Origin of the sequence: Hydrogenophaga sp. (genome assembly GCF_051860785.1) — a bacterium.
Lineage (GTDB): Bacteria > Pseudomonadota > Gammaproteobacteria > Burkholderiales > Burkholderiaceae_C > Hydrogenophaga.
The window spans coordinates 163981-182799 of record NZ_JBIMLB010000008.1 but is presented as its reverse complement, the minus strand read 5'-3'; the positions used below and the strand labels follow the sequence as shown (position 1 = coordinate 182799).

At 66.7% G+C, this 18819-nt stretch carries 16 protein-coding genes and 2 riboswitches; of the genes, 8 read left to right on the top strand and 8 right to left on the bottom strand.

The genetic code is table 11. The annotated features are described in order from the left end of the window. Positions 1-20: 20 nt before the first annotated feature. From ACTIF6_RS13055 to ACTIF6_RS13040, 4 genes are all read right to left on the bottom strand, one after another. Positions 21-1082 carry a PQQ-dependent sugar dehydrogenase gene (locus ACTIF6_RS13055; RefSeq protein WP_439588419.1) on the bottom strand — a complete coding sequence of 354 codons (1062 nt, stop codon included), beginning with the start codon at positions 1080-1082 and terminating at the stop codon, positions 21-23. A 225-nt stretch (positions 1083-1307) separates the two neighbouring features. Continuing rightward, positions 1308-1727 carry an acyl-CoA thioesterase gene (locus ACTIF6_RS13050; protein ID WP_439588418.1) on the bottom strand — a complete coding sequence of 140 codons (420 nt, stop codon included), beginning with the start codon at positions 1725-1727 and terminating at the stop codon, positions 1308-1310. Next, entirely contained in the window at positions 1724-2683 is a 960-nt protein-coding gene (locus ACTIF6_RS13045) for a DMT family transporter (protein WP_439588417.1), read from the bottom strand. Before ACTIF6_RS13045 ends, ACTIF6_RS13050 begins: the two co-directional genes overlap by 4 nt. Beyond that, positions 2684-3466: an SDR family oxidoreductase gene (locus ACTIF6_RS13040; RefSeq protein ID WP_439588416.1), complete on the bottom strand. Its 783-nt coding sequence runs from the start codon at positions 3464-3466 to the stop codon at positions 2684-2686. 132 nt (positions 3467-3598) lie between these two features. Between ACTIF6_RS13040 and ACTIF6_RS13035 the strand changes: the two genes are divergently transcribed. From ACTIF6_RS13035 to ACTIF6_RS13015, 5 genes are all read left to right on the top strand, one after another. Further along, positions 3599-5284, top strand: coding sequence for an electron transfer flavoprotein-ubiquinone oxidoreductase (locus ACTIF6_RS13035; protein ID WP_439588415.1), 1686 nt, complete (start codon positions 3599-3601; stop codon positions 5282-5284). 8 nt (positions 5285-5292) lie between these two features. After that, a riboswitch (glycine riboswitch) is annotated at positions 5293-5394 on the top strand. Positions 5395-5405: 11 nt separating this feature from the next. Beyond that, positions 5406-5509, top strand: a riboswitch (glycine riboswitch). 55 nt (positions 5510-5564) lie between these two features. After that, positions 5565-6689, top strand: coding sequence for a glycine cleavage system aminomethyltransferase GcvT (gene gcvT, locus ACTIF6_RS13030; protein WP_439588414.1), 1125 nt, complete (start codon positions 5565-5567; stop codon positions 6687-6689). A gap of 32 nt (positions 6690-6721) precedes the next feature. Then, a complete protein-coding gene (gene gcvH, locus ACTIF6_RS13025; RefSeq protein ID WP_439588413.1) occupies positions 6722-7093 on the top strand; it encodes a glycine cleavage system protein GcvH in 372 nt (123 codons plus the stop codon). Positions 7094-7114: 21 nt separating this feature from the next. Continuing rightward, complete coding sequence (gene gcvP, locus ACTIF6_RS13020; protein WP_439588412.1) at positions 7115-10018, top strand: aminomethyl-transferring glycine dehydrogenase; 2904 nt, start codon at positions 7115-7117, stop codon at positions 10016-10018. A 16-nt stretch (positions 10019-10034) separates the two neighbouring features. Further along, positions 10035-11423, top strand: coding sequence for an L-serine ammonia-lyase (locus ACTIF6_RS13015; RefSeq protein ID WP_439588411.1), 1389 nt, complete (start codon positions 10035-10037; stop codon positions 11421-11423). 1 nt (position 11424) lies between these two features. On the opposite strand, the gene ACTIF6_RS13010 is transcribed toward ACTIF6_RS13015, so the two are convergent. After that, positions 11425-12270, bottom strand: coding sequence for an Ivy family c-type lysozyme inhibitor (locus ACTIF6_RS13010; protein WP_439588410.1), 846 nt, complete (start codon positions 12268-12270; stop codon positions 11425-11427). A gap of 132 nt (positions 12271-12402) precedes the next feature. Here ACTIF6_RS13010 and ACTIF6_RS13005 point away from each other — a divergent pair, with 132 nt between their 5' ends. Further along, positions 12403-14325, top strand: coding sequence for a radical SAM protein (locus ACTIF6_RS13005; protein WP_439588409.1), 1923 nt, complete (start codon positions 12403-12405; stop codon positions 14323-14325). An 87-nt stretch (positions 14326-14412) separates the two neighbouring features. Here the strand turns inward: ACTIF6_RS13005 and ACTIF6_RS13000 are convergent, their stop codons facing one another. Continuing rightward, the gene (locus ACTIF6_RS13000) at positions 14413-15090 is read right to left on the bottom strand and encodes a DsbA family oxidoreductase (RefSeq protein WP_439588408.1); all 678 of its coding nucleotides are present in this window, start codon (positions 15088-15090) and stop codon (positions 14413-14415) included. Positions 15091-15148: 58 nt separating this feature from the next. Here ACTIF6_RS13000 and aroE point away from each other — a divergent pair, with 58 nt between their 5' ends. Both aroE and aroQ read left to right on the top strand, forming a co-directional pair. Further along, positions 15149-15970 (top strand): shikimate dehydrogenase, encoded by an 822-nt coding sequence (gene aroE, locus ACTIF6_RS12995; protein ID WP_439588407.1) that lies wholly within the window; start codon positions 15149-15151, stop codon positions 15968-15970. Between the two features lie 24 nt (positions 15971-15994). Beyond that, complete coding sequence (aroQ, locus tag ACTIF6_RS12990; RefSeq protein ID WP_439588406.1) at positions 15995-16474, top strand: type II 3-dehydroquinate dehydratase; 480 nt, start codon at positions 15995-15997, stop codon at positions 16472-16474. Here aroQ and ACTIF6_RS12985 read toward each other — a convergent pair. Then, positions 16440-17684: an MFS transporter gene (locus tag ACTIF6_RS12985; RefSeq protein ID WP_439588405.1), complete on the bottom strand. Its 1245-nt coding sequence runs from the start codon at positions 17682-17684 to the stop codon at positions 16440-16442. The genes aroQ and ACTIF6_RS12985 overlap by 35 nt on opposite strands. Further along, the gene (gene aroC, locus ACTIF6_RS12980; RefSeq protein ID WP_439588404.1) at positions 17605-18708 is read right to left on the bottom strand and encodes a chorismate synthase; all 1104 of its coding nucleotides are present in this window, start codon (positions 18706-18708) and stop codon (positions 17605-17607) included. Before aroC ends, ACTIF6_RS12985 begins: the two co-directional genes overlap by 80 nt. Positions 18709-18819: the final 111 nt, after the last annotated feature.

The window sequence follows — 18819 nt, the reverse complement described above, 5'->3', positions numbered from 1 at the left end:
AGCGGCGGGCTTTCTGGCCGTCAGCCACCAATGCGCAGCAACTTGCCGCTGCCGCCATCGGTGAGCAGGTACAAGCGCCCGTCAGGCCCCTGGCGCACGTCACGGATGCGTTCGCCGCGGTTGGCCAGCAGTCGCTCCCGGCCCACCACCCGGTTACCGTCCAGATGCAGGCGCCACAACGAACTGCCGGCCAGCGCACCGATGAACAGGCTGCCGGTCCAGTTGGCCGGCTGGCTGCCGGTAAAGAAGGCCATGCCGCTTGGTGCAATCGATGATTTCTGCCCCCCGGTCCATGCGGCGCCCGTGAGGGTCTCCCAATACGCCACCGGCTGTTCCATACCCGCCATGGATGTTCCGGAGCCGATCTGTGTCGTGGTGCCGTACTCCTGACCATAGCTGATGACGGGCCAGCCGTAGTTGCGCCCGGGCAGCGTCAGATTCACCTCGTCACCCCCTTGCGGGCCGTGTTCGCTGGTCCACAGTTCACCAGTCACCGGGTGCAGGGCGGCGCCCTGAGGGTTGCGATGGCCATAGCTCCAGATGCCACTCTGCGCACCCGCGAGCACGGGGTTGCCCGGGGCAGCAGCCCCGGAAGTGGTGATGCGCACCACCTTGCCATTGCCGCGTGACAGATCTTGTACATACGCTCGATACTGCCGATCACCCATCGTGACGAAAAGATGACCATTGCGATCAAACACCAAACGGGATCCGAAGTGCTCATTGCTGTCAACCTTGGGCAATTGCCGATAGATCACTTGCAGGTTGAGCAGGCTCAAGGATGCGGTGTCAAGTTCGGCCCGCGCCACCGCCGTGCCGTTGAACGATGCGTTGACACTGTCGGCTTCGGAAAAGCTGAAATAGATGCGCCGGTTGTTGGCAAAGTCGGGGTCGATCACCACGTCCAACAGGCCACCCTGCCCTGCCGAGGCCACCGCCGGCAGGCCACTGATGTTGCTGAAAGACTGTGCGTTCGCTGCGTACAGGCGCAAGCTGCCGCTGCGCCCGGTAATCAGCATGCGGCCATCCGGCAGGAACGCCAGGCTCCATGGATTGGGCAGCCCCGTGGCGAGTTCGGTCACGGCGACATTGCCGGTGGTAGGCACGAAGACAGGGTTGTTCGGTGCTGGATTTCCTGGGCCTCCAGGAGCACCATCACTCCCCGTGTCCCCACCTCCGCCGCACGCGATCAGAAGGCTTGCGAAGAGGGCGAAGCTGGCCAGGCGAAGGTGGGCGGTATTCATGCGGCCATGCTAGGCCACGTTGTTTTCACCATTGCAACCAAATGTTCGCAGCCGAAACGGCCATCAACCCAGGTGTGTGAGCAACGAGTCCGGTATCGGAGCCGATTTCTTTCGCGGGAAATCCACCCAGACGGTGGTGGCACCACCCGAGGCGTAAACAGTGCCGGGATCGTCGGCACGCTCGAGCGTGCACCAGGTCTCGAAACTGCTGCGACCCACATCGCTCACGAACATGGTGGCCACCACGTCGCCGGGGTACTCCAGTTGCTGGTGAAAAGTGCAGAACGCATTCACGATGACCGGCCCTTCGCCCAGTGGGTCTGGCTCGCAACCGATGGATCGCATCCAGTCGATACGGATGGTTTCGAGGTAGCGGAAGTAGATCGTGTTGTTCACATGACCCATCGCATCCATATCGCCCCAGCGAATGGGAATGGTCATGCGAAACACCTGTTTCATTTTTTGAGGGAGTTCGAATTTCATCGGTGAGCCTTGATGGACGCGAGGATGCCGAGGATGAACAACACGCAGGCGGCCCATTGCAGCACGGCGGGCCACTGGCCATCCCAGGCGAAAGCGTAGATGAGGCCGAACACGGTCTCGCTCACGATGAGCTGGCCGGCCAGGCTGGCACTCAGGCGACGGCTGGCCATGTTCCACAGCACGGCCGCCACCCACGCAGAGCCGATCCCGGTCACGGCACACACCGCCACGAAAGAGCCGAAGCCCGGCCGCGCGGTCATGGCGGACCAGTCCGAACCCCACAGTGCCCAGAGCGCCAGGGCGCCCAGGCCAGCGGCCACACCAAGCCAGTTGGCCCACACCGTGGAATTTACTTCGGGGTGACGGCGCAACCAGCGCGCATTGAGCAGTCCGAAAGCGGTCCAGCTGGCCATGGCCGCCGCCGCGTAGGCAAGGCCCCGCCACAGTTGGTCGCCAGTGGAAGGATCGTGCGCGCTGGCCGTGGCCTGCATCATGAGCAGCATGCCGAGCAGCGTGAGCAACAGGCCCGGCAGCAGCGCCACCCAGCGCAGCCCGCGCGGCTTGCCCAGCAGCATGATCCACAGGGGAATGGTGCCGATGATGAGCACCGGCAATGCCGCACCCGCGTCGTTGATGGCCAGCACCAGCAGCAGGTAGTAGCCGGTGTAGCCCAGCAGGCTCAGGGCCAGCGCCGCACCGGCCTGGCTCAGCGTGGGCCGCAACGGCACCGCTCCGCCCAGGGCTCCGCGCACACGACCCACCGCCAGCCACAAAAGCGCAAACAGGCCGCAGGCCAGGAAACGGCCCACCGTGTAGTCCACCGAGGAAAAACCCTCCACCAGCAGCGGGGCGACGAATGTCATGCCCCAGAACGCGCCCGCGCCCAGGCCGGCGAGCACGCCCATGGCCATGCCGGGCGGCCAACCCGCAGGCCGCACCAGAACCGATTCGCTCATTCAGGCCCCGAAACCGTCGTCGGCCGCGATCACGGCACCGTTGATGAAATGGCTCTCGTTGGCGCACAGCATGATCAGCACCGCATCAAGATCGGCTGGCTGGCCCACGCGCTTGCGCGGCAGCATGCTCACCAGCTTCTGGCCCTGCTCGGTCTGCCAGTGGTGGTGGTTGATCTCGGTGTCGATGTAGCCGGGGCAGATCGCGTTCACGTTGATGCCGAAGCGGCCCCATTCCACCGCCATGGCCTTGGTCATCTGCACCACCGCCGCCTTGCTCATGCAGTACACGCCGATCTGTGGCAGCACCTTGAGCCCGGCCATGGAGGCAATGTTGACGATGCGACCCCCGACATACGTGCCAGGCGCTGCGCCCTTGGCGCGCGCCAGCATGCGGCGACCCACTTCCTGCGCCACAAAGAAGGCGCCCCGTGTGTTGGTGTTGAAGATGTAGTCGTAGTCTTCTTCGGTCACGTCCTGCAGGCGCTGCGTGGTGCTCACGCCCGAGTTGTTGATGAGGATGTCGATCGCGCCGACCTCGGTTTCGGCGTGGGCCACGCCGGCCTTGATGGAGGCGTGGTCGGTCACGTCCATCGCCACGACGTGCGCATCGCCGCCGCCCGCCTCGATGTGGGCGCGCAGCGTCATGAGCCGGTCGGTGCGGCGCCCGGCCAGCACCACCGCCGCACCCGCGCGCGCCAGCGTCTTGGCGAACTGTTCGCCCAACCCGCCCGAAGCACCGGTGATGAGGGCCACGCGGCCCGAGAGATCCAGGCTGTATGCCATGTGAGAGCCTCCTCTAAAGGCGTTGATTCTGGCCTGTTCGGAGCGACTTGTCCGCCTCTCACGCGACTGCCCCGCAGAATGGAACTTCTCGGCCCACTAAAATCATTCGTCCTACAAGAGCGAGACCACGACATGACACCCCAGGAAATTCTCAGCACCTACGGCCCGCGTGAAGCCATGGAGTACGACGTGGTCGTGGTCGGCGGTGGGCCCAGCGGCCTGGCCACCGCCATCCGCCTGAAACAATTGGCGGCCGAGAAGGGCAGCGAAGTCAGTGTATGCGTGCTGGAAAAGGGCTCCGAGCCCGGCGCGCACATTCTCAGTGGCGCGGTGATGGACCCGCGCGCCATGAACGAACTCTTCCCCGACTGGAAGGAACGTGGCGCGCCGCTGAACCAGGCCGTCACCGGAGACGACCTGCTGGTGCTGAGCGAAACCGGCTCCAGCCGCACGCCCGACTGGCTGGTGCCACGCAACTTCCACAACCACGGCTGCTACGTGGTGCGCCTGGGCTCGGTGGTGAAGTGGCTGGGTGAACAGGCCGAAGCACTGGGCGTGGAAATCTTCCCCGGCTTTGCCGCCGCCGAAGTGCTTTACAACGACGATGGTTCGGTCAAGGGTGTGGCCACCGGCAACCTCGGCCTGGGCAAGGACGGCGAGCCGACCGACCATTTCCAGATCGGCATGGAACTGCATGCGAAATACACCGTGTTCGCCGAAGGCGCGCGCGGCAACCTGGGCAAACAACTGCTGGCGAAGTACAAGCTGACAGAAGGCAAGGACCCGCAGACCTATGCCATCGGCATCAAGGAGCTATGGGAGATCGATCCGGCCAAAGCCAAACCAGGCCTGGTGGTGCACACCGCCGGCTGGCCCATGACCGACGACACCTTTGGTGGCGGCTTCCTCTACCACCTGGAAGACAACAAGGTCACGCTGGGCTTCGTGATCGGCCTGGACTACCAGAACCCCTGGATGTCACCGTTCGAGGAAATGCAACGCTGGAAGACGCACCCCGCGATCCGCGCGCACCTGGAAGGCGCCAAGCGACTGAGCTACGGCGCTCGCGCCATCAACAACGGCAGCCCGCAGGCCCTGCCCAAGACCGTGTTCCCCGGTGGCGCCCTGGTGGGCTGCGACGCGGGCTACATGAACGCTGCGCGCATCAAGGGCAGCCACGCCGCCATCAAGAGCGGCATGCTGGTGGCCGAAGCCGCGTTCGAAGCGCTGGCCGCGGGCCGCACCAGCGACGAACTCAGCGCCTACCCCAAGGCCTTCGAGGCGAGCTGGCTCAACGAGGAGCTGCAGCAGACGCGCAACTTCAAGCTGTGGTTCAAGAAGAGCCCGCTGATGGGCAAGCTCATGACCGGCATCGAACAGTGGCTGCTGCCCAAGATCGGCATTGCCTCGCCGCCCTGGACGCTGCACAACAGCACGCCCGATCACGCCAAGCTGCGCCCGGCCGCCGAGATGCCGAAGATCAGCTACCCGAAGCCCGACAACAAGCTCACCTTCGACAAGCTCTCCAGCGTGTTCGTGTCCAACACCAACCACGAAGAGAACCAGCCGGCCCACCTCACGCTCAAGGACAACAGCGTGCCAGTGCAGATCAATCTGGCCCAGTACGCCGGCCCCGAGAACCGCTACTGCCCGGCCGGTGTGTACGAATTCGTGAAAAGCGACGACGGCAGCGACCGCCTGCAGATCAACGCGCAGAACTGCGTGCACTGCAAGACCTGCGACATCAAGGACCCGACACAAAATATCGTGTGGGTGACGCCCGAAGGTGGTGGCGGACCGAATTACGCTGGCATGTGATCTAGAATCGCACCCTGTCAGGAGAGCGCTTCCCTCGAGGAAGCCGCCGAAGGCGCAGGAGGCTGGTCACACAGCCCTGAACGCTCAGGCAAAAGGACTGGCAAACGCTGGCCGCGAGGCTGGCGTCCCCCCTGGAGAGAGGTGGTCTTCGAGGCCATCCACCGAAGGAGCAAGCGCGGCATCGCCCGCGTGAATCTCTCAGGTAAAGCGGACAGTGGGGCAGCGCACGGATGAACCGTGTTCCGCCCCACCGGGCCTGCCCCTTGCCTGCGAGCCTCTCGTGTCCGACACCGATCTTCTCCAGACCCCGCTGCACGCGCTTCACACCGGCCTCGGCGCCCGCATGGTGCCCTTTGCCGGCTACTCGATGCCGGTGCAGTACCCCGCCGGCCTGATGGCCGAACACCACCACACGCGCGCTGCCGCCGGCCTGTTCGACGTCTCGCACATGGGGCAGTTGCGCCTGGTCGGGCCGGACGCCGCCGCCGCGTTCGAAACCCTTATGCCGGTGGACGTGATCGACCTGGCCGTGGGCAAGCAGCGCTACGGCCTGCTGCTCAACGACGAGGGCGGCATCATCGACGACCTGATGTTCGTCAACCGGGGCGATGATCTTTTCGTCATCGTCAACGGTGCTTGCAAGGTGGGTGACATCGCGCACATGCAGGCACGCATCGGCTCGCGCTGCCAGGTGATCCCCCTGCCAGACCGTGGCCTGCTCGCACTGCAGGGCCCGCAAGCGGTGATGGCGCTGCAGCGCCTCGTGCCGGGTGTGGAGAAACTGGTGTTCATGACGGGTGGCGCTTTCAACTGGAAAGGTGCCGACCTGTTCATCACCCGCAGTGGCTACACCGGCGAGGACGGCTTCGAGATCTCCGTGCCGGGCGACCGCGCCGAGGCCTTCGCCCGCGCCCTGCTGGCTGAACCCGAGGTGAAGCCCGTGGGCCTGGGCGCACGCAACTCGCTGCGCCTGGAAGCGGGCCTGTGCCTCTACGGCAACGACATCGACACAAGCACCACACCGGTGGAAGCCGCGCTGAACTGGGCCATGCAGAAGGTGCGCCGCACCGGCGGCGCGCGCGCGGGCGGTTTTCCTGGCGCACAGCGCGTGCTGGCCCAGCTCGATGGCACCGACGTGCTGCCGAGAAAACGCGTCGGCCTGGTCGCGCTGGAGCGCATCCCCGTGCGTGAACACACCGAACTTCAAAGCGTCGATGGCCAGACCATCGGCGAGGTCACGAGCGGTCTGCTCGGCCCCAGCGCCGAAAAGCCGGTGGCCATGGGCTACGTGAGCCCGGCGCACGCCACCATCGGCACGCGCGTGCAGGCTATCGTTCGCGGCAAGGCCGTGCCGATGGAGGTGAGTGCCATGCCCTTCGTGCCCAACCGTTATTTCCGCGGCTGATCTTTCTCTTCTTCTCTAACAGGAGTTTTTCCATGACCACCAAGTACACCGAAGACCACGAATGGATCCGCGTCGAGGGCGACATCGCCACCGTGGGCATCACCGTCCACGCGCAGGACGCGCTGGGCGACGTGGTGTTCGTCGACCTGCCCGAAGTGGGCAAGTCGTTTGCGCAGAAGGATGTGGCCGGTGTGGTCGAGTCCGTGAAGGCCGCGGCCGACGTGTACATGCCTGTCAGCGGCGAAGTGACCGAAGTCAACGAAGCCCTTCGCGATGACCCCTCGCTGGCCAACAGCGATCCACTGGCCAGCGGCTGGTTCTTCAAGGTGAAGCTGTCCGACCCCAAGCAGGTCGATGCCCTGCTGGACGAAACCGCCTACAACACCTTCGCTGCCAACGCCTGACCCACGCCGCCGGAGCCCGCCATGCTGATGCCGTCCGTCAAACCCCTCGGTGAACTCGAGAACCCGTCCGAATTCGTGGCGCGCCACATCGGCATCGGCGAGGCCGATGAAGCCCACATGCTCTCGGTCATCGGCGAGGCCTCGCGCCGCGCGTTGATCGACGGCATCGTGCCGCGCAGCATCGCGCGCAGCCAGGGCATGCAGCTGCCACCGGCCGTGACCGAAGCCGCCGCGCTGGCCGAACTCAAGGCGCTGGCGCAGAAGAACCGCGTGCTGCGGAGCTTCATCGGCCAGGGGTACCACGGCACGCACACACCCGGCGTGATTCTGCGCAACGTGCTGGAGAACCCCGCCTGGTACACCGCCTACACACCCTACCAGGCCGAGATCTCGCAAGGCCGCATGGAAGCGCTGGTCAACTTCCAGACCATGGTGACCGACCTGACCGGCATGGCGATCGCCAACGCCTCCATGCTCGACGAAGCCACCGCCGCCGCCGAGGCCATGACATTGGCCAAGCGCTCGGTGAAGAGCAAAGGCAACACGCTGGTGGTTTCGGGCGACATGCACCCGCAGCTGATCGAAGTGGTGCAGACCCGCGCGAAGCCCCTGGGCCTGACGGTGAAGCTGGCCATGTCCGGCGAGGAATGGTCCACGCTGCTCGCCAGCGATGACTACTTTGCCGCGATGGCACAGTACCCGGCCTCCAGCGGCTGGCTGCAGGACTGGACGCAGGACGCCGCCACGGTTCACGGCAAGAACGCCGCCTTCATCGTCGCCGCCGATCTGCTGGCGCTCACGCTGCTCAAGCCACCCAGCGAGATGGGAGCGGACATCGTGGTCGGCACCACGCAGCGTTTCGGCATGCCCATGGGCGCGGGCGGGCCGCACGCCGGCTTCATGGCCTGCCGCGACGAGTTCAAGCGCTCACTGCCGGGGCGCCTGGTCGGCGTGAGCGTGGACGCGCATGGTCATCCCACCTACCGCCTGGCCCTGCAGACGCGCGAGCAGCACATCCGCCGCGAGAAGGCCACGTCCAACATCTGCACCGCGCAGGTGCTGCCCGCCGTGGTGGCCAGCATGTACGCCGTGTACCACGGCCCGCAAGGCCTCAAGCGCATCGCGCAACGCGTGGCCGCGTACACCGCCATCCTGTCCAAAGGCCTGGCTCAACTGGGCTACACCGACACGCACCACAACGAGCAGGGCGTGTTCGACACCATCAGCCTGCACACCAGGGAACACACCGACGCGCTGCTGGCGCGCGCCGTGGCGGAGGGCGTGAACCTGCGCAAGGCCTGGGGCGAGTACCTCATCATTTCGCTGGACGAGACCACCACGCGCGACGACATCCAGCTGCTGTGGAAGATCTTCGCGGCCTACGGCCAGAACCTCCCCACCTTCGATGCGTTCGAAAAAGGCATCGAGCCGCTCATCCCCACCGAGCTGCGCCGCACCAGCCCGTTCCTCACGCACCCGGTGTTCAACAGCCACCACAGCGAGACCGGCATGCTGCGCTACATCCGCGCCCTGTCCGACAAGGACCTCGCGCTGGACCGCAGCATGATCCCGCTGGGCTCGTGCACGATGAAGCTCAATGCGACGAGCGAGATGATCCCCATCACCTGGCCCGAGTTCGCGAACATGCACCCGTTCGCGCCGGCCGACCAATTGCAGGGCTACCAGTTGCTCGACGAGCAACTGCGCGCCTGGCTCTGCCAGGCCACGGGCTATGCCGGCATCAGCCTGCAGCCCAACGCCGGCTCGCAGGGCGAATACGCCGGCCTGCTCGTCATTCAGGCCTGGCACGCTTCGCGCGGCGAGGATCACCGCAACATCTGCCTGATTCCCAGCAGCGCGCATGGCACCAACCCGGCCAGCGCACAGATGGTGGGCATGCAGGTGGTGGTGACCAAGTGCGACGACAACGGCAACGTGGACATGGTCGATCTGAAGGCGAAATGCGAACAGCACAGCGCCAACCTGGCCGCCGTGATGATCACCTACCCCAGCACGCACGGCGTGTTCGAGACCACGGTGAAGGAGCTTTGCGCCCTGGTGCACCAGCACGGTGGGCGCGTGTACGTGGACGGCGCCAACATGAACGCGCTGGTGGGCGTGGCCGCGCCGGGCGAGTTTGGTGGCGACGTGAGCCACCTCAACCTGCACAAGACCTTCTGCATCCCGCACGGCGGTGGCGGCCCGGGCGTGGGCCCGGTCTGCGTGGTCGAAGACCTCGTGCCGTTCCTGCCCGGCCATGCGGCCGGTGGCCTGCCAGTCAATGGCGTCGGAGCCATCAGCGCCGCGCCGCTGGGCAACGCGGCCGTGCTGCCGATCTCGTGGATGTACATCCGCATGATGGGCGCCGACGGCCTGAAGCACGCCACAGAGGCGGCCATCCTCGCGGCCAACTACATCAGCAAGCGCCTCGCACCGCACTACCCCACGCTCTACGCCAGCGCCAACGGGCACGTGGCGCACGAATGCATCCTGGACCTGCGCCACTTCAAGGACACCAGCGGCGTGATGGCAGAAGACGTGGCCAAGCGCCTGATGGACTACGGCTTCCACGCACCCACGCTCTCGTTCCCGGTGGCGAACACGCTCATGGTGGAACCCACCGAGAGCGAGACGCTGGAAGAGCTGGACCGCTTCATCGACGCCATGATCACCATCCGCGACGAGATCCGGCAGGTGGAACAAGGCGCCTGGCCGCAGGACGACAACCCGCTGAAGAACGCGCCGCACACCGCGGCCAGCCTGATGACGGCAGAGTGGTCGCACCCCTACTCGCGCGAGGTCGGTGCCGCCAGCACTTCCACCCGCGCGCACGCCAAGTACTGGCCACCGGTGGGACGCGTGGACAACGTCTACGGCGACCGCAACCTGTTCTGCAGCTGCGTGCCGCTGAGCGAACTGAGCTGATCTCGCCAGGAACTGCATGGCCGTTTCCACCTTCGACCTCTTCAAGATCGGCATCGGCCCCAGCAGCTCGCACACCGTGGGGCCCATGCGGGCCGCGCGCATGTTCGCCACCGGCCTGCAAACGGCGGGCTTCCTGGAAGTCACCGCACGGGTGCAATGCGCGCTCCACGGTTCGCTGGGCGCCACCGGCAAGGGCCACGGCAGCGACAAGGCGGTGATCCTGGGCCTGTGCGGGCACGAGCCGGAGTCGGTCGACATCGACAGCATCGAGCCCGCCATTGCGCGCATCCGAACCGGGCGCGAACTGCCCTTGCTGAACCAGCACAGCGTGGCCTGGAACGAGGCCGACGACCTGCTCTTCTACCGCAAGCCCCTGCCCTTCCACGCCAACGGCATGCGCCTGTCGTCCTGGGATGCGCAGGGCACCCTGCTGGCCGAGCGCACGTTCTATTCCGTGGGTGGCGGCTTCGTGGTGAGCGAGGAAGCGGCGGCCGACGGTTCGCGCCACAAGGTCATCGCGCCCGACGCCACGGTGTTGCCGATTCCGTTTCGCAGCGGCGATGAGTTGCTCCGGCAATGCGCCGGGCACGGCCTGTCGATCGCGGGCGTGATGCGCGCCAACGAGCGCCACTGGCGCACCGATGAGGAAGTGAACGCCGGCCTGCTGCGCATCTGGGATGTGATGCAGGCTTGTGTGAAACGCGGCTGCGAGACCGAGGGCGTGCTGCCCGGCGGCTTCAAGGTGCGGCGGCGCGCGAAACAGCTCTGGCGCGATCTCACCGGCAACCCCGAAGCGGCATTGAAAGATCCGCTGCAGGTGCTCGACTGGGTCAACCTCTATGCACTCGCGGTGAACGAGGAAAACGCCGCCGGCGGGCGAGTGGTGACCGCGCCCACCAACGGCGCGGCTGGCATCGTGCCGGCGGTGCTGCACTACTACCGGCGCTTCGTGCCCGGCGCCACCGACCGCGGCGTGGTCGACTTCCTGCTCACGGCCGCAGCCATCGGCATCCTGTACAAGGAAAACGCCAGCATCAGCGGCGCCGAGGTGGGCTGCCAGGGCGAGGTGGGCGTCGCCTGCTCGATGGCGGCCGCCGCGCTGTGTGCCGTCATGGGCGGCACACCCGAGCAGGTGGAGAACGCCGCCGAGATCGGCATGGAACACCACCTGGGCCTCACCTGCGACCCGGTGGGTGGGCTGGTGCAGATTCCCTGCATCGAGCGCAACGCCATCGCTTCCGTGAAAGCCATCAACGCGGCGCGCATGGCCATGCGCGGGGACGGCGTGCACCATGTCAGCCTGGACAAGGTTATCAAGACCATGCGCGAAACCGGTGCCGACATGAAGACGCAATACAAGGAAACCTCGCGCGGCGGCCTGGCGGTCAACATCGTCGAGTGCTGACTCAGCGTCCCTGTCTCCATTCGCGGCGCCAGAGTCGGTTGAGTTCAGCGGCCACCGGCCGGGGCGGACTGCCAATGAAATGGTGGCGCCCGCCCATGTGCACCAGGCCGAACACGCGACTGCCTGGCGCGTCGTAAAGCAGCACGGCGTTGTTGTCGCCACAGTCGTGCGCCTTGCAGAACGCCGCCATCTGGTAGGTCTGGCCCGCCACTTTCTCTTCAGCGAGTTCCACGCCCGGGCCGTCCATGCGCGTCAGCCATGGCTGCTTCGCCTGCGGCCCCAGCGCGCGGGTGTACACGGACTTGAAAGCCGGATTGCGGATCAGTTCCGACGGCCACTTCGCCGCGCCGCCCGCCACGGGCGCCCTGGCCGCTGCCTGCGCCTGTTGTTCGTCCTTCAGATAGGCCATGGCCCGCTGGTTCATGGCCACATCACAACTGCGGAACCGGCTCTTGCCCAACGCGCCCAGGTTGGCCATCACCGTCTTGTCGCCTTCAATCTGGATGTACTGGCCCTTCGCATCGCCCTGCACCAGGAACACCATGTCGTGGCGTCCCTGCACCTGCCCCAGCAGGGCCACGAAGAAACCGGGCGGGGCGGACTGGCCAAAGTACGAATGCGCCGCCTGCAGGCCCTGCGCCGTCATGCGCTGGTTGCCCTGCTCCACCGCCACGGCCGCCGCCCCCACCAGCACGCGCGGCGACTGCGGACTGGCGCAATCCAGGGCGTAGCGCCCGCCATAGAGCTTGAGGATCTCGGCGTCCAGCCCGCTCTGGGCCAACGAAGACGTGCAGGCCAGGCAGACACCCCATAGACACCCACCCAGCCAACGGTTCCAGTCGCTCATGCTTTTCTCCTTGCAGATCGTCCCGGCATGCTAGGACTCCCTCTTCAATCCCGTCCACCCTCATTTGGGAGGCCTCCGCCGAGCGGCGGCACCGGCCACGCCGTAAGATCGCGGCTACCCCCAACGCCGCCCATGAACGCCCCCGCCCTGCGTGTGCTCAGCGTCATCCCGCCGATGACGCAGCTCAACACGCCTTACCCTTCCACCGCTTACATCACGGGCTTTCTGCGCTCGCGCAGGGTGGACGCGGTGCAGGTCGATCTGGCGCTGGCCCTGGTGCTCCAGCTCTTCACGCCCGCCGGCCTGCAGGCGGTGCAACTGCGTGCACTGGCCCAGCCCGAGGCCGAACGCACTGCCAGCGTGCACGCCTTCCTGGACCAGTTCCAGCGCTACCAGCACACCATCGGCCCCGTCATGGCGTTCCTGCAAGGGCGCGATTCGACGCTGGCGCACCGCATCGCCGCGCGCGAGCTGCTGCCCGAGGGCCCGCGCTTCGCCGCGCTCGAGGTGTACGTGGACGCAGCGCTCGGCGAGGAAGGCGGTGATCCCCTGGCCTGGGCCTTTGGCGCGCTGGGCGTGCAGGACAAGGCGCGCCACCTGGCCACGCTCTACCTCAACGACCTGGCCGACGTGCTGCGCGACGCGGTGGACGAGCGCTTCGCCTTCGTGCGCTACGCCGAGTCACTGGCCAGCAGCCAGCCCAGCTTCGACCCCATGGCCGCCGCGCTGGCCGCGACGCCAACGCTGATCGACGATCTGCTGCACACCCTCACCCTGGCCACGCTGGCGCGCCACACACCCGATGTGGTGCTGCTCTCGGTACCGTTCCCCGGGGCGCTGTATGCGGCGCTGCGCATTGCGCAGAGCATCAGGGCGCAGAACCCGCACATCGCCATCGCGCTGGGCGGCGGCTTCGTCAACACCGAGCTGCGCGAACTGGCCGAACCCCGCCTGTTCGATTTCGTCGACTACGTGACGCTCGACGCCGGCGAGCGTCCGCTGCTGGCGCTGCTGGAGTACCTGGGGCGCAAGCGCTCGAAGCAGCGGCTGGTGCGCACCTTCGTGCGCGAAGACAACCAGGTGAGGTACATCAACTTCGTCGAGCCCGACGTGCCCTTCGAAGACGTGGGCACGCCCACCTGGGACGGCCTGCCGCTCGACCGCTACCTGAGCCTGCTGGACATGCTCAACCCCATGCACCGGCTCTGGAGCGACGGGCGCTGGAACAAGCTGACCGTGGCGCACGGCTGCTACTGGAAGAAGTGCAGCTTCTGCGACGTGAGCCTGGACTACATCAGCCGCTACGAGACCGCTTCGGCCGGCACGCTGGCCGACCGCATCGAGGCCATCGTGGGCGAGACCGGCCAGACCGGTTTCCACTTCGTGGATGAAGCCGCGCCACCCAAGGCCCTCAAGGCACTCGCGCAGGAACTGCTGCGCCGCCAGTTGCCCATCTCGTGGTGGGGCAACATCCGCTTCGAAAAAACCTTCACACCCGAGCTCTGCCAGTTGCTCGCCGACAGCGGCTGCATCGCCATGTCGGGCGGGCTCGAAGTCGCATCCGACCGCCTGCTCACGCTCATGAAGAAGGGCGTGTCGGTGGAACAGGTGGCGCGCGTGACCAAGGGCTTTGCCGACGCCGGCATCCTGGTGCACGCCTACCTCATGTACGGCTTTCCGACCCAGACCGTGCAGGACACGGTGGACGCGCTGGAATACGTGCGCCAGCTGTTCGAGAACGGCTGCATCCAGAGCGGCTTCTTCCACCGCTTCGCCTGCACCGTGCACTCACCGGTGGGGCTGGACCCGGCCGCCTACGGCATCGAACTGATCCCGCTGCCCGAAGTCACGTTCGCGAAGAACGACATCGGCTTCATCGACCCCACCGGCGTGGATCACGATGCCCTGGGTGTCGGGCTGCGCAAGGCCATCTACAACTACATGCACGGCATCGGGCTGGAGGAAGACGTGCGCGTGTGGTTCAGCCACCTGCCGGGCAAGGTGCCCAAGGCCACGGTGGGTAGACACCGCATCGCCAAAGCATTGAACGGGTAACCCCCCGCGCCGCCTGCGGCGTCACCCCCTGAGGGGGCGCACCCAGCGGCCCGGCGAAGCCGGTTCCGCGGGTGCCCAGCCAATGGTTCACGCCAACTCTGTCGCAATCTGCCGCAACGCCTGCGCGAACACCGTCGCCGGCTGGCCGCCTGAAATGAGGTGACGGTCGTTGATGATCACCGCCGGCACCGAGCGGATGCCTTGGCTGGTATAGAACTCCTCGCGCTCGCGCACGTCCTGCGCAAACTCGTCGCTGGCCAGGATGGCCTTGGCGCGCGCTTCATCCAGGCCCGCTTCGCGCACACAGCCCAGCAGCACGTCGTGGTGTCCCATGGCTTCCGAGCGTGTGTGGCACGCCGCGAGCAAGGCCTTCTTCAGCGCATGCTGCTGGCCCGGCGTGCCCTGTTCGCCCGCCCAGTGCAACAGCCGGTGGGCATCGAAGGTGTTCCAGATGCGGCCCCGGCCTTCGGGGTTGAAGGCAAAGCCCACCTCGGCGCCGCGCGCGCGGATGGTGTTGCGGATCTGCGCCTGTTGCTCGGCGGTGGAGCCGTACTTTTCCGCCAGGTGCTCGCCGATGTCCTGGCCCTCGGGCACCATGCGGGGATTGAGCTCGAAAGGCTGGAAATGCAACTCGGCCGAGACCTCGCCCTGCAGGCCTTGCAGGGCCTCCTCCAGCGCCCCCAGGCCCACGGCGCACCAGGGGCAGGAGACGTCGGACACGAAATCGATCTTGAGGGGGGTGGGCGTCTTGTTCATGGGCGCCATGGTAGGCCGGAGGCGATGTCCGCAACCCGTTCAGGGCCTTGCGCGACAATCGCCCTCCATGACTGCCCGCTACGCCCTCATCGGCCACCCCGTAGGCCACAGCAAATCCCCCCTGATCCACGGCCTTTTTGCCCAGGCCACCGGGCAGGACCTGACCTACACCGCCATAGAAGCCCCGTTGAATGGTTTTGCCGACACGCTGGCGGACTTTCGCGCCAGCAGCGGGCTCGGCACCAACGTGACCGTGCCCTTCAAGCTGCAGGCCTTCGAACTGGCCACCGATCCGAGCGAGACCGCGCGGCTGGCCGGTGCCGCCAACACCCTGAAGTTCGTGGGTGACCGCGTGCACGCCGACAACACCGATGGCGTGGGCCTGGTCAACGACCTGCAGCGCAACCTGGGCCATCGGCTGGCCGGCAAGCGCGTGCTGCTGCTCGGTGCGGGGGGCGCCACGCGCGGCGCGATCCTGCCCATTGCCGCCGAGCGCCCTGCCCTGTTTGCCGTGGCCAACCGCACCGCCGCGAGAGCCCACGCCCTGCGCAGCGCCTTCGCCGCACACACGGCATTGCAGACCGGTGGGCTGGACGAACTGCACGGCGAAAGTTTCGACTTGATCATCAACGCCACCTCCGCCGGCCTCACGCAGGCGGCACTGCCCCTGCCCGACAGCATCTTTGCTCCCGGCGCACTGGCCTACGACATGGTCTACGGCAAAGGGCTCACGCCCTTCCTGCGCCAGGCCCGCGCTGCAGGCGTGACCACCCTGGCCGACGGCGTGGGCATGCTGGTGGAACAGGCCGCCGAATCCTTCACGATCTGGCGCGGCGTGCGCCCCGATACCCGCGCCGTCATCGAACGGCTCACCGTGCCACTGGTTTAATGGCATCCTCACTCAGGAACGACCATGCCCACCATCCTCCTGCTCAACGGCCCCAACCTCAACCTGCTGGGCACGCGCGAACCCGCCACCTACGGGTACACCACCCTGGCCGACGTGGAAAACGAAAGTCGCGCCCATGCGCAGAAGCTGGGCTTCGAGCTCGAAGCCTTCCAGAGCAACCACGAAGGCGCGCTGATCGACAAGATTCATGAGGCCGGCCGGCGCTTCAAGGCCGGGGAAATCACCGGCGTGCTGTTCAACGCCGGGGCCTACACCCACACCTCGGTCGCCCTGCACGACGCCATCGCCGGCGTCAAACCCCTGCCCGTGATCGAGGTGCACATCTCCAACGTGCACGCCCGCGAAGCGTTTCGCCACCACTCGTACATCTCGCCCGTGGCCGCCGGCATCGTGGTGGGGTTCGGGACCGACGGTTACCTGCTGGGCATCGAAGGCCTGGCGCGCAAGGCTAAGGCGAGCGCCGCTGCAGCGCCCAAGCCCTGAACGCGCACAGCCCCGCCGCCACCGCGCAGGCCCCAGCCAGCCAGAACACACTGGCCAGCCCCAGCGCCGAGCTGACCATGCCGCCCACCAGCCCGCCGGTGACGCCCGGCACGCCGTAGCCCAGCACGCTGTAGAGCGCCTGGCCGCGGCCGCGAAGTCGACCGGGGAAATGCTGCGTGATCAAGGCGATGCAGGCCGTGTGGTGGGCCGCGAAGGTGATGGCGTGCAGGGCCTGCGCAAACAGCAGCACGGGCCACACGTGGGCCAGGCTCGCGGTCAGCGTCATGCGAAGCACCATCAGGGTGGCGGCCAGCACCAGCCAACCCGGCAGCGAGAGCAAGGGCAGCCAGCGACCCTGCGCGTAGAACCAGCCGATCTCGATGAGCACGGAGACCGCCCAGAACAGGCCGATCACCGTCTTGCTGTAGCCCAGCGAATCGAGGTACAGCGAGAAGAAGATGTAGATGAAGATGTGCGCGAGCACATGGAAGAACAGGGAGGCGAAGAACCACCGCACCGTTGGCTGGCGCAACACGGGCCAGACGCGGGGTCGGGCCTCGCCATCCGGATGCGGCGCATCGCGCAGATCGGGCAGCAGCCAGGTGCTCAGCGCCACCGCCGCCAGCGTGGCCAGCGCCCAGCCCGGGAAGCCGCCAAGCCCGAAGCGTTCGAACCAGAAGCCGGCGGCCACCACGGTGAGGAGGAAGCCCAGCGAGCCCCAGAGGCGCACGCGGCCGTAGCGCCGGGGATCGAAGGCGCCGTCCCGGCTGACCAGATGCGCCAGTGCCGCCTCGCTCATGGGCATCATGCCGCTGGTGTGGCTGAACATGAGCAGCAGCACCAGGAAGAGCCACACGATGCCGCCGTCCACCCACAGCCCCAGTGACAGCAGCAAGGCGGCGGTGGCACCGTAGCGCAGCAGCCGCACGCGTTCACCGGTGTGGTCGCTCCAGGTGCCCCAGAAGTACGGCGCAAACAGCCGCGTGGCCGACTGCACCGAGGTGAGCACCGCGATGGCGATCAGGCTGAACCCGAGGTCCTTGAGCCAGAGCGGCAGGTAGGGATTGAAAAAGCCGATGTGCGCGAAGTAGCTCGCGCTGAGCCAGGAAAACGCGAACAGGTGCCGGCGGTCAGCCACCACGCGCGCGCGCTGCGATGTCGGGTGTGGGCAGCTGCACGTCGCCGCACTGCGCGCGGTGGTGCAGCGCATGGTCCATCACCACCAGGGCCAGCAGGGCCTCGGCGATGGGCGTGGCGCGGATCCCCACGCAGGGATCGTGGCGGCCCTTGGTGATGATGTCGGTGGACTGCCCCGCCGTGTCGATGGTCTCGCGCGGCACCAGGATGGAGCTGGTGGGCTTGATGGCGATGGCCACTTCGAGGTCCTGTCCGGTGCTGATGCCGCCGAGCACACCACCGGCGTTGTTGCCCTTGAAACCTTCGGGCGAGAGGCTGTCGCCATGCGTGCTGCCGCGCTGCGCCACGCTGGCGAAGCCGGCGCCGATCTCCACGCCCTTGACGGCGTTGAGGCCCAGCATGGCGTAGGCGATGTCGGCGTCGAGCCGGTCGTACAGCGGCTGGCCCAGGCCCACGGGCATGCCCTGCGCCGTGACGCGGATGCGCGCACCGCACGAGTCGCCGCTCTTGCGCAACTCGTTCATGTAGTCCTCCAGCGCCGAGACGTCGGCCACGGGGGCGAAGAACGGGTTGTGGGGCACGTGGTCCCAGCTCTCGAACGGAATGGCGATCTCGCCGATCTGCGCCATGCAGCCACGGAAAGTGGTGCCGTAACGTTCCTTGAGCCACTTCTTCGCCACCGCGCCAGCGGCCACAGTGGGCGCGGTGAGGCGCGCCGAACTGCGCCCGCCCCCGCGCGGATCGCGGATGCCGAACTTCTGCCAGTAGGTGTAGTCGGCGTGGCCGGGGCGGAAGGTCTGCAGGATGTTGCCGTAATCCTTGCTGCGCTGGTCGGTGTTGCGGATCAGCAGGGCGATGGGCGTGCCGGTGGTTTTCCCTTCATACACACCGCTGAGGATTTCCACGGTGTCGGGCTCGTTGCGCTGGGTGACGAACTTGCTGGTGCCTGGGCGGCGGCGGTCCAGGTCGGGCTGGATGTCGGCCTCGCTCAGCCCCATGCCGGGTGGGCAGCCATCGATGACGCAGCCGATGGCCGGGCCGTGGGATTCACCGAAGTTGGTGACGCAAAACAGGGTGCCGAAGGTGTTGCCGCTCATGCGGCCCGATTATCCCTGAGGCAGGCTGGTGCGCCGTTGAGCCAGTCTGGTGCGTGGTCGAACCTGTTTCGGGCCGGACAGGCGCGCACGGAACAGGAACACTTCGTGCTT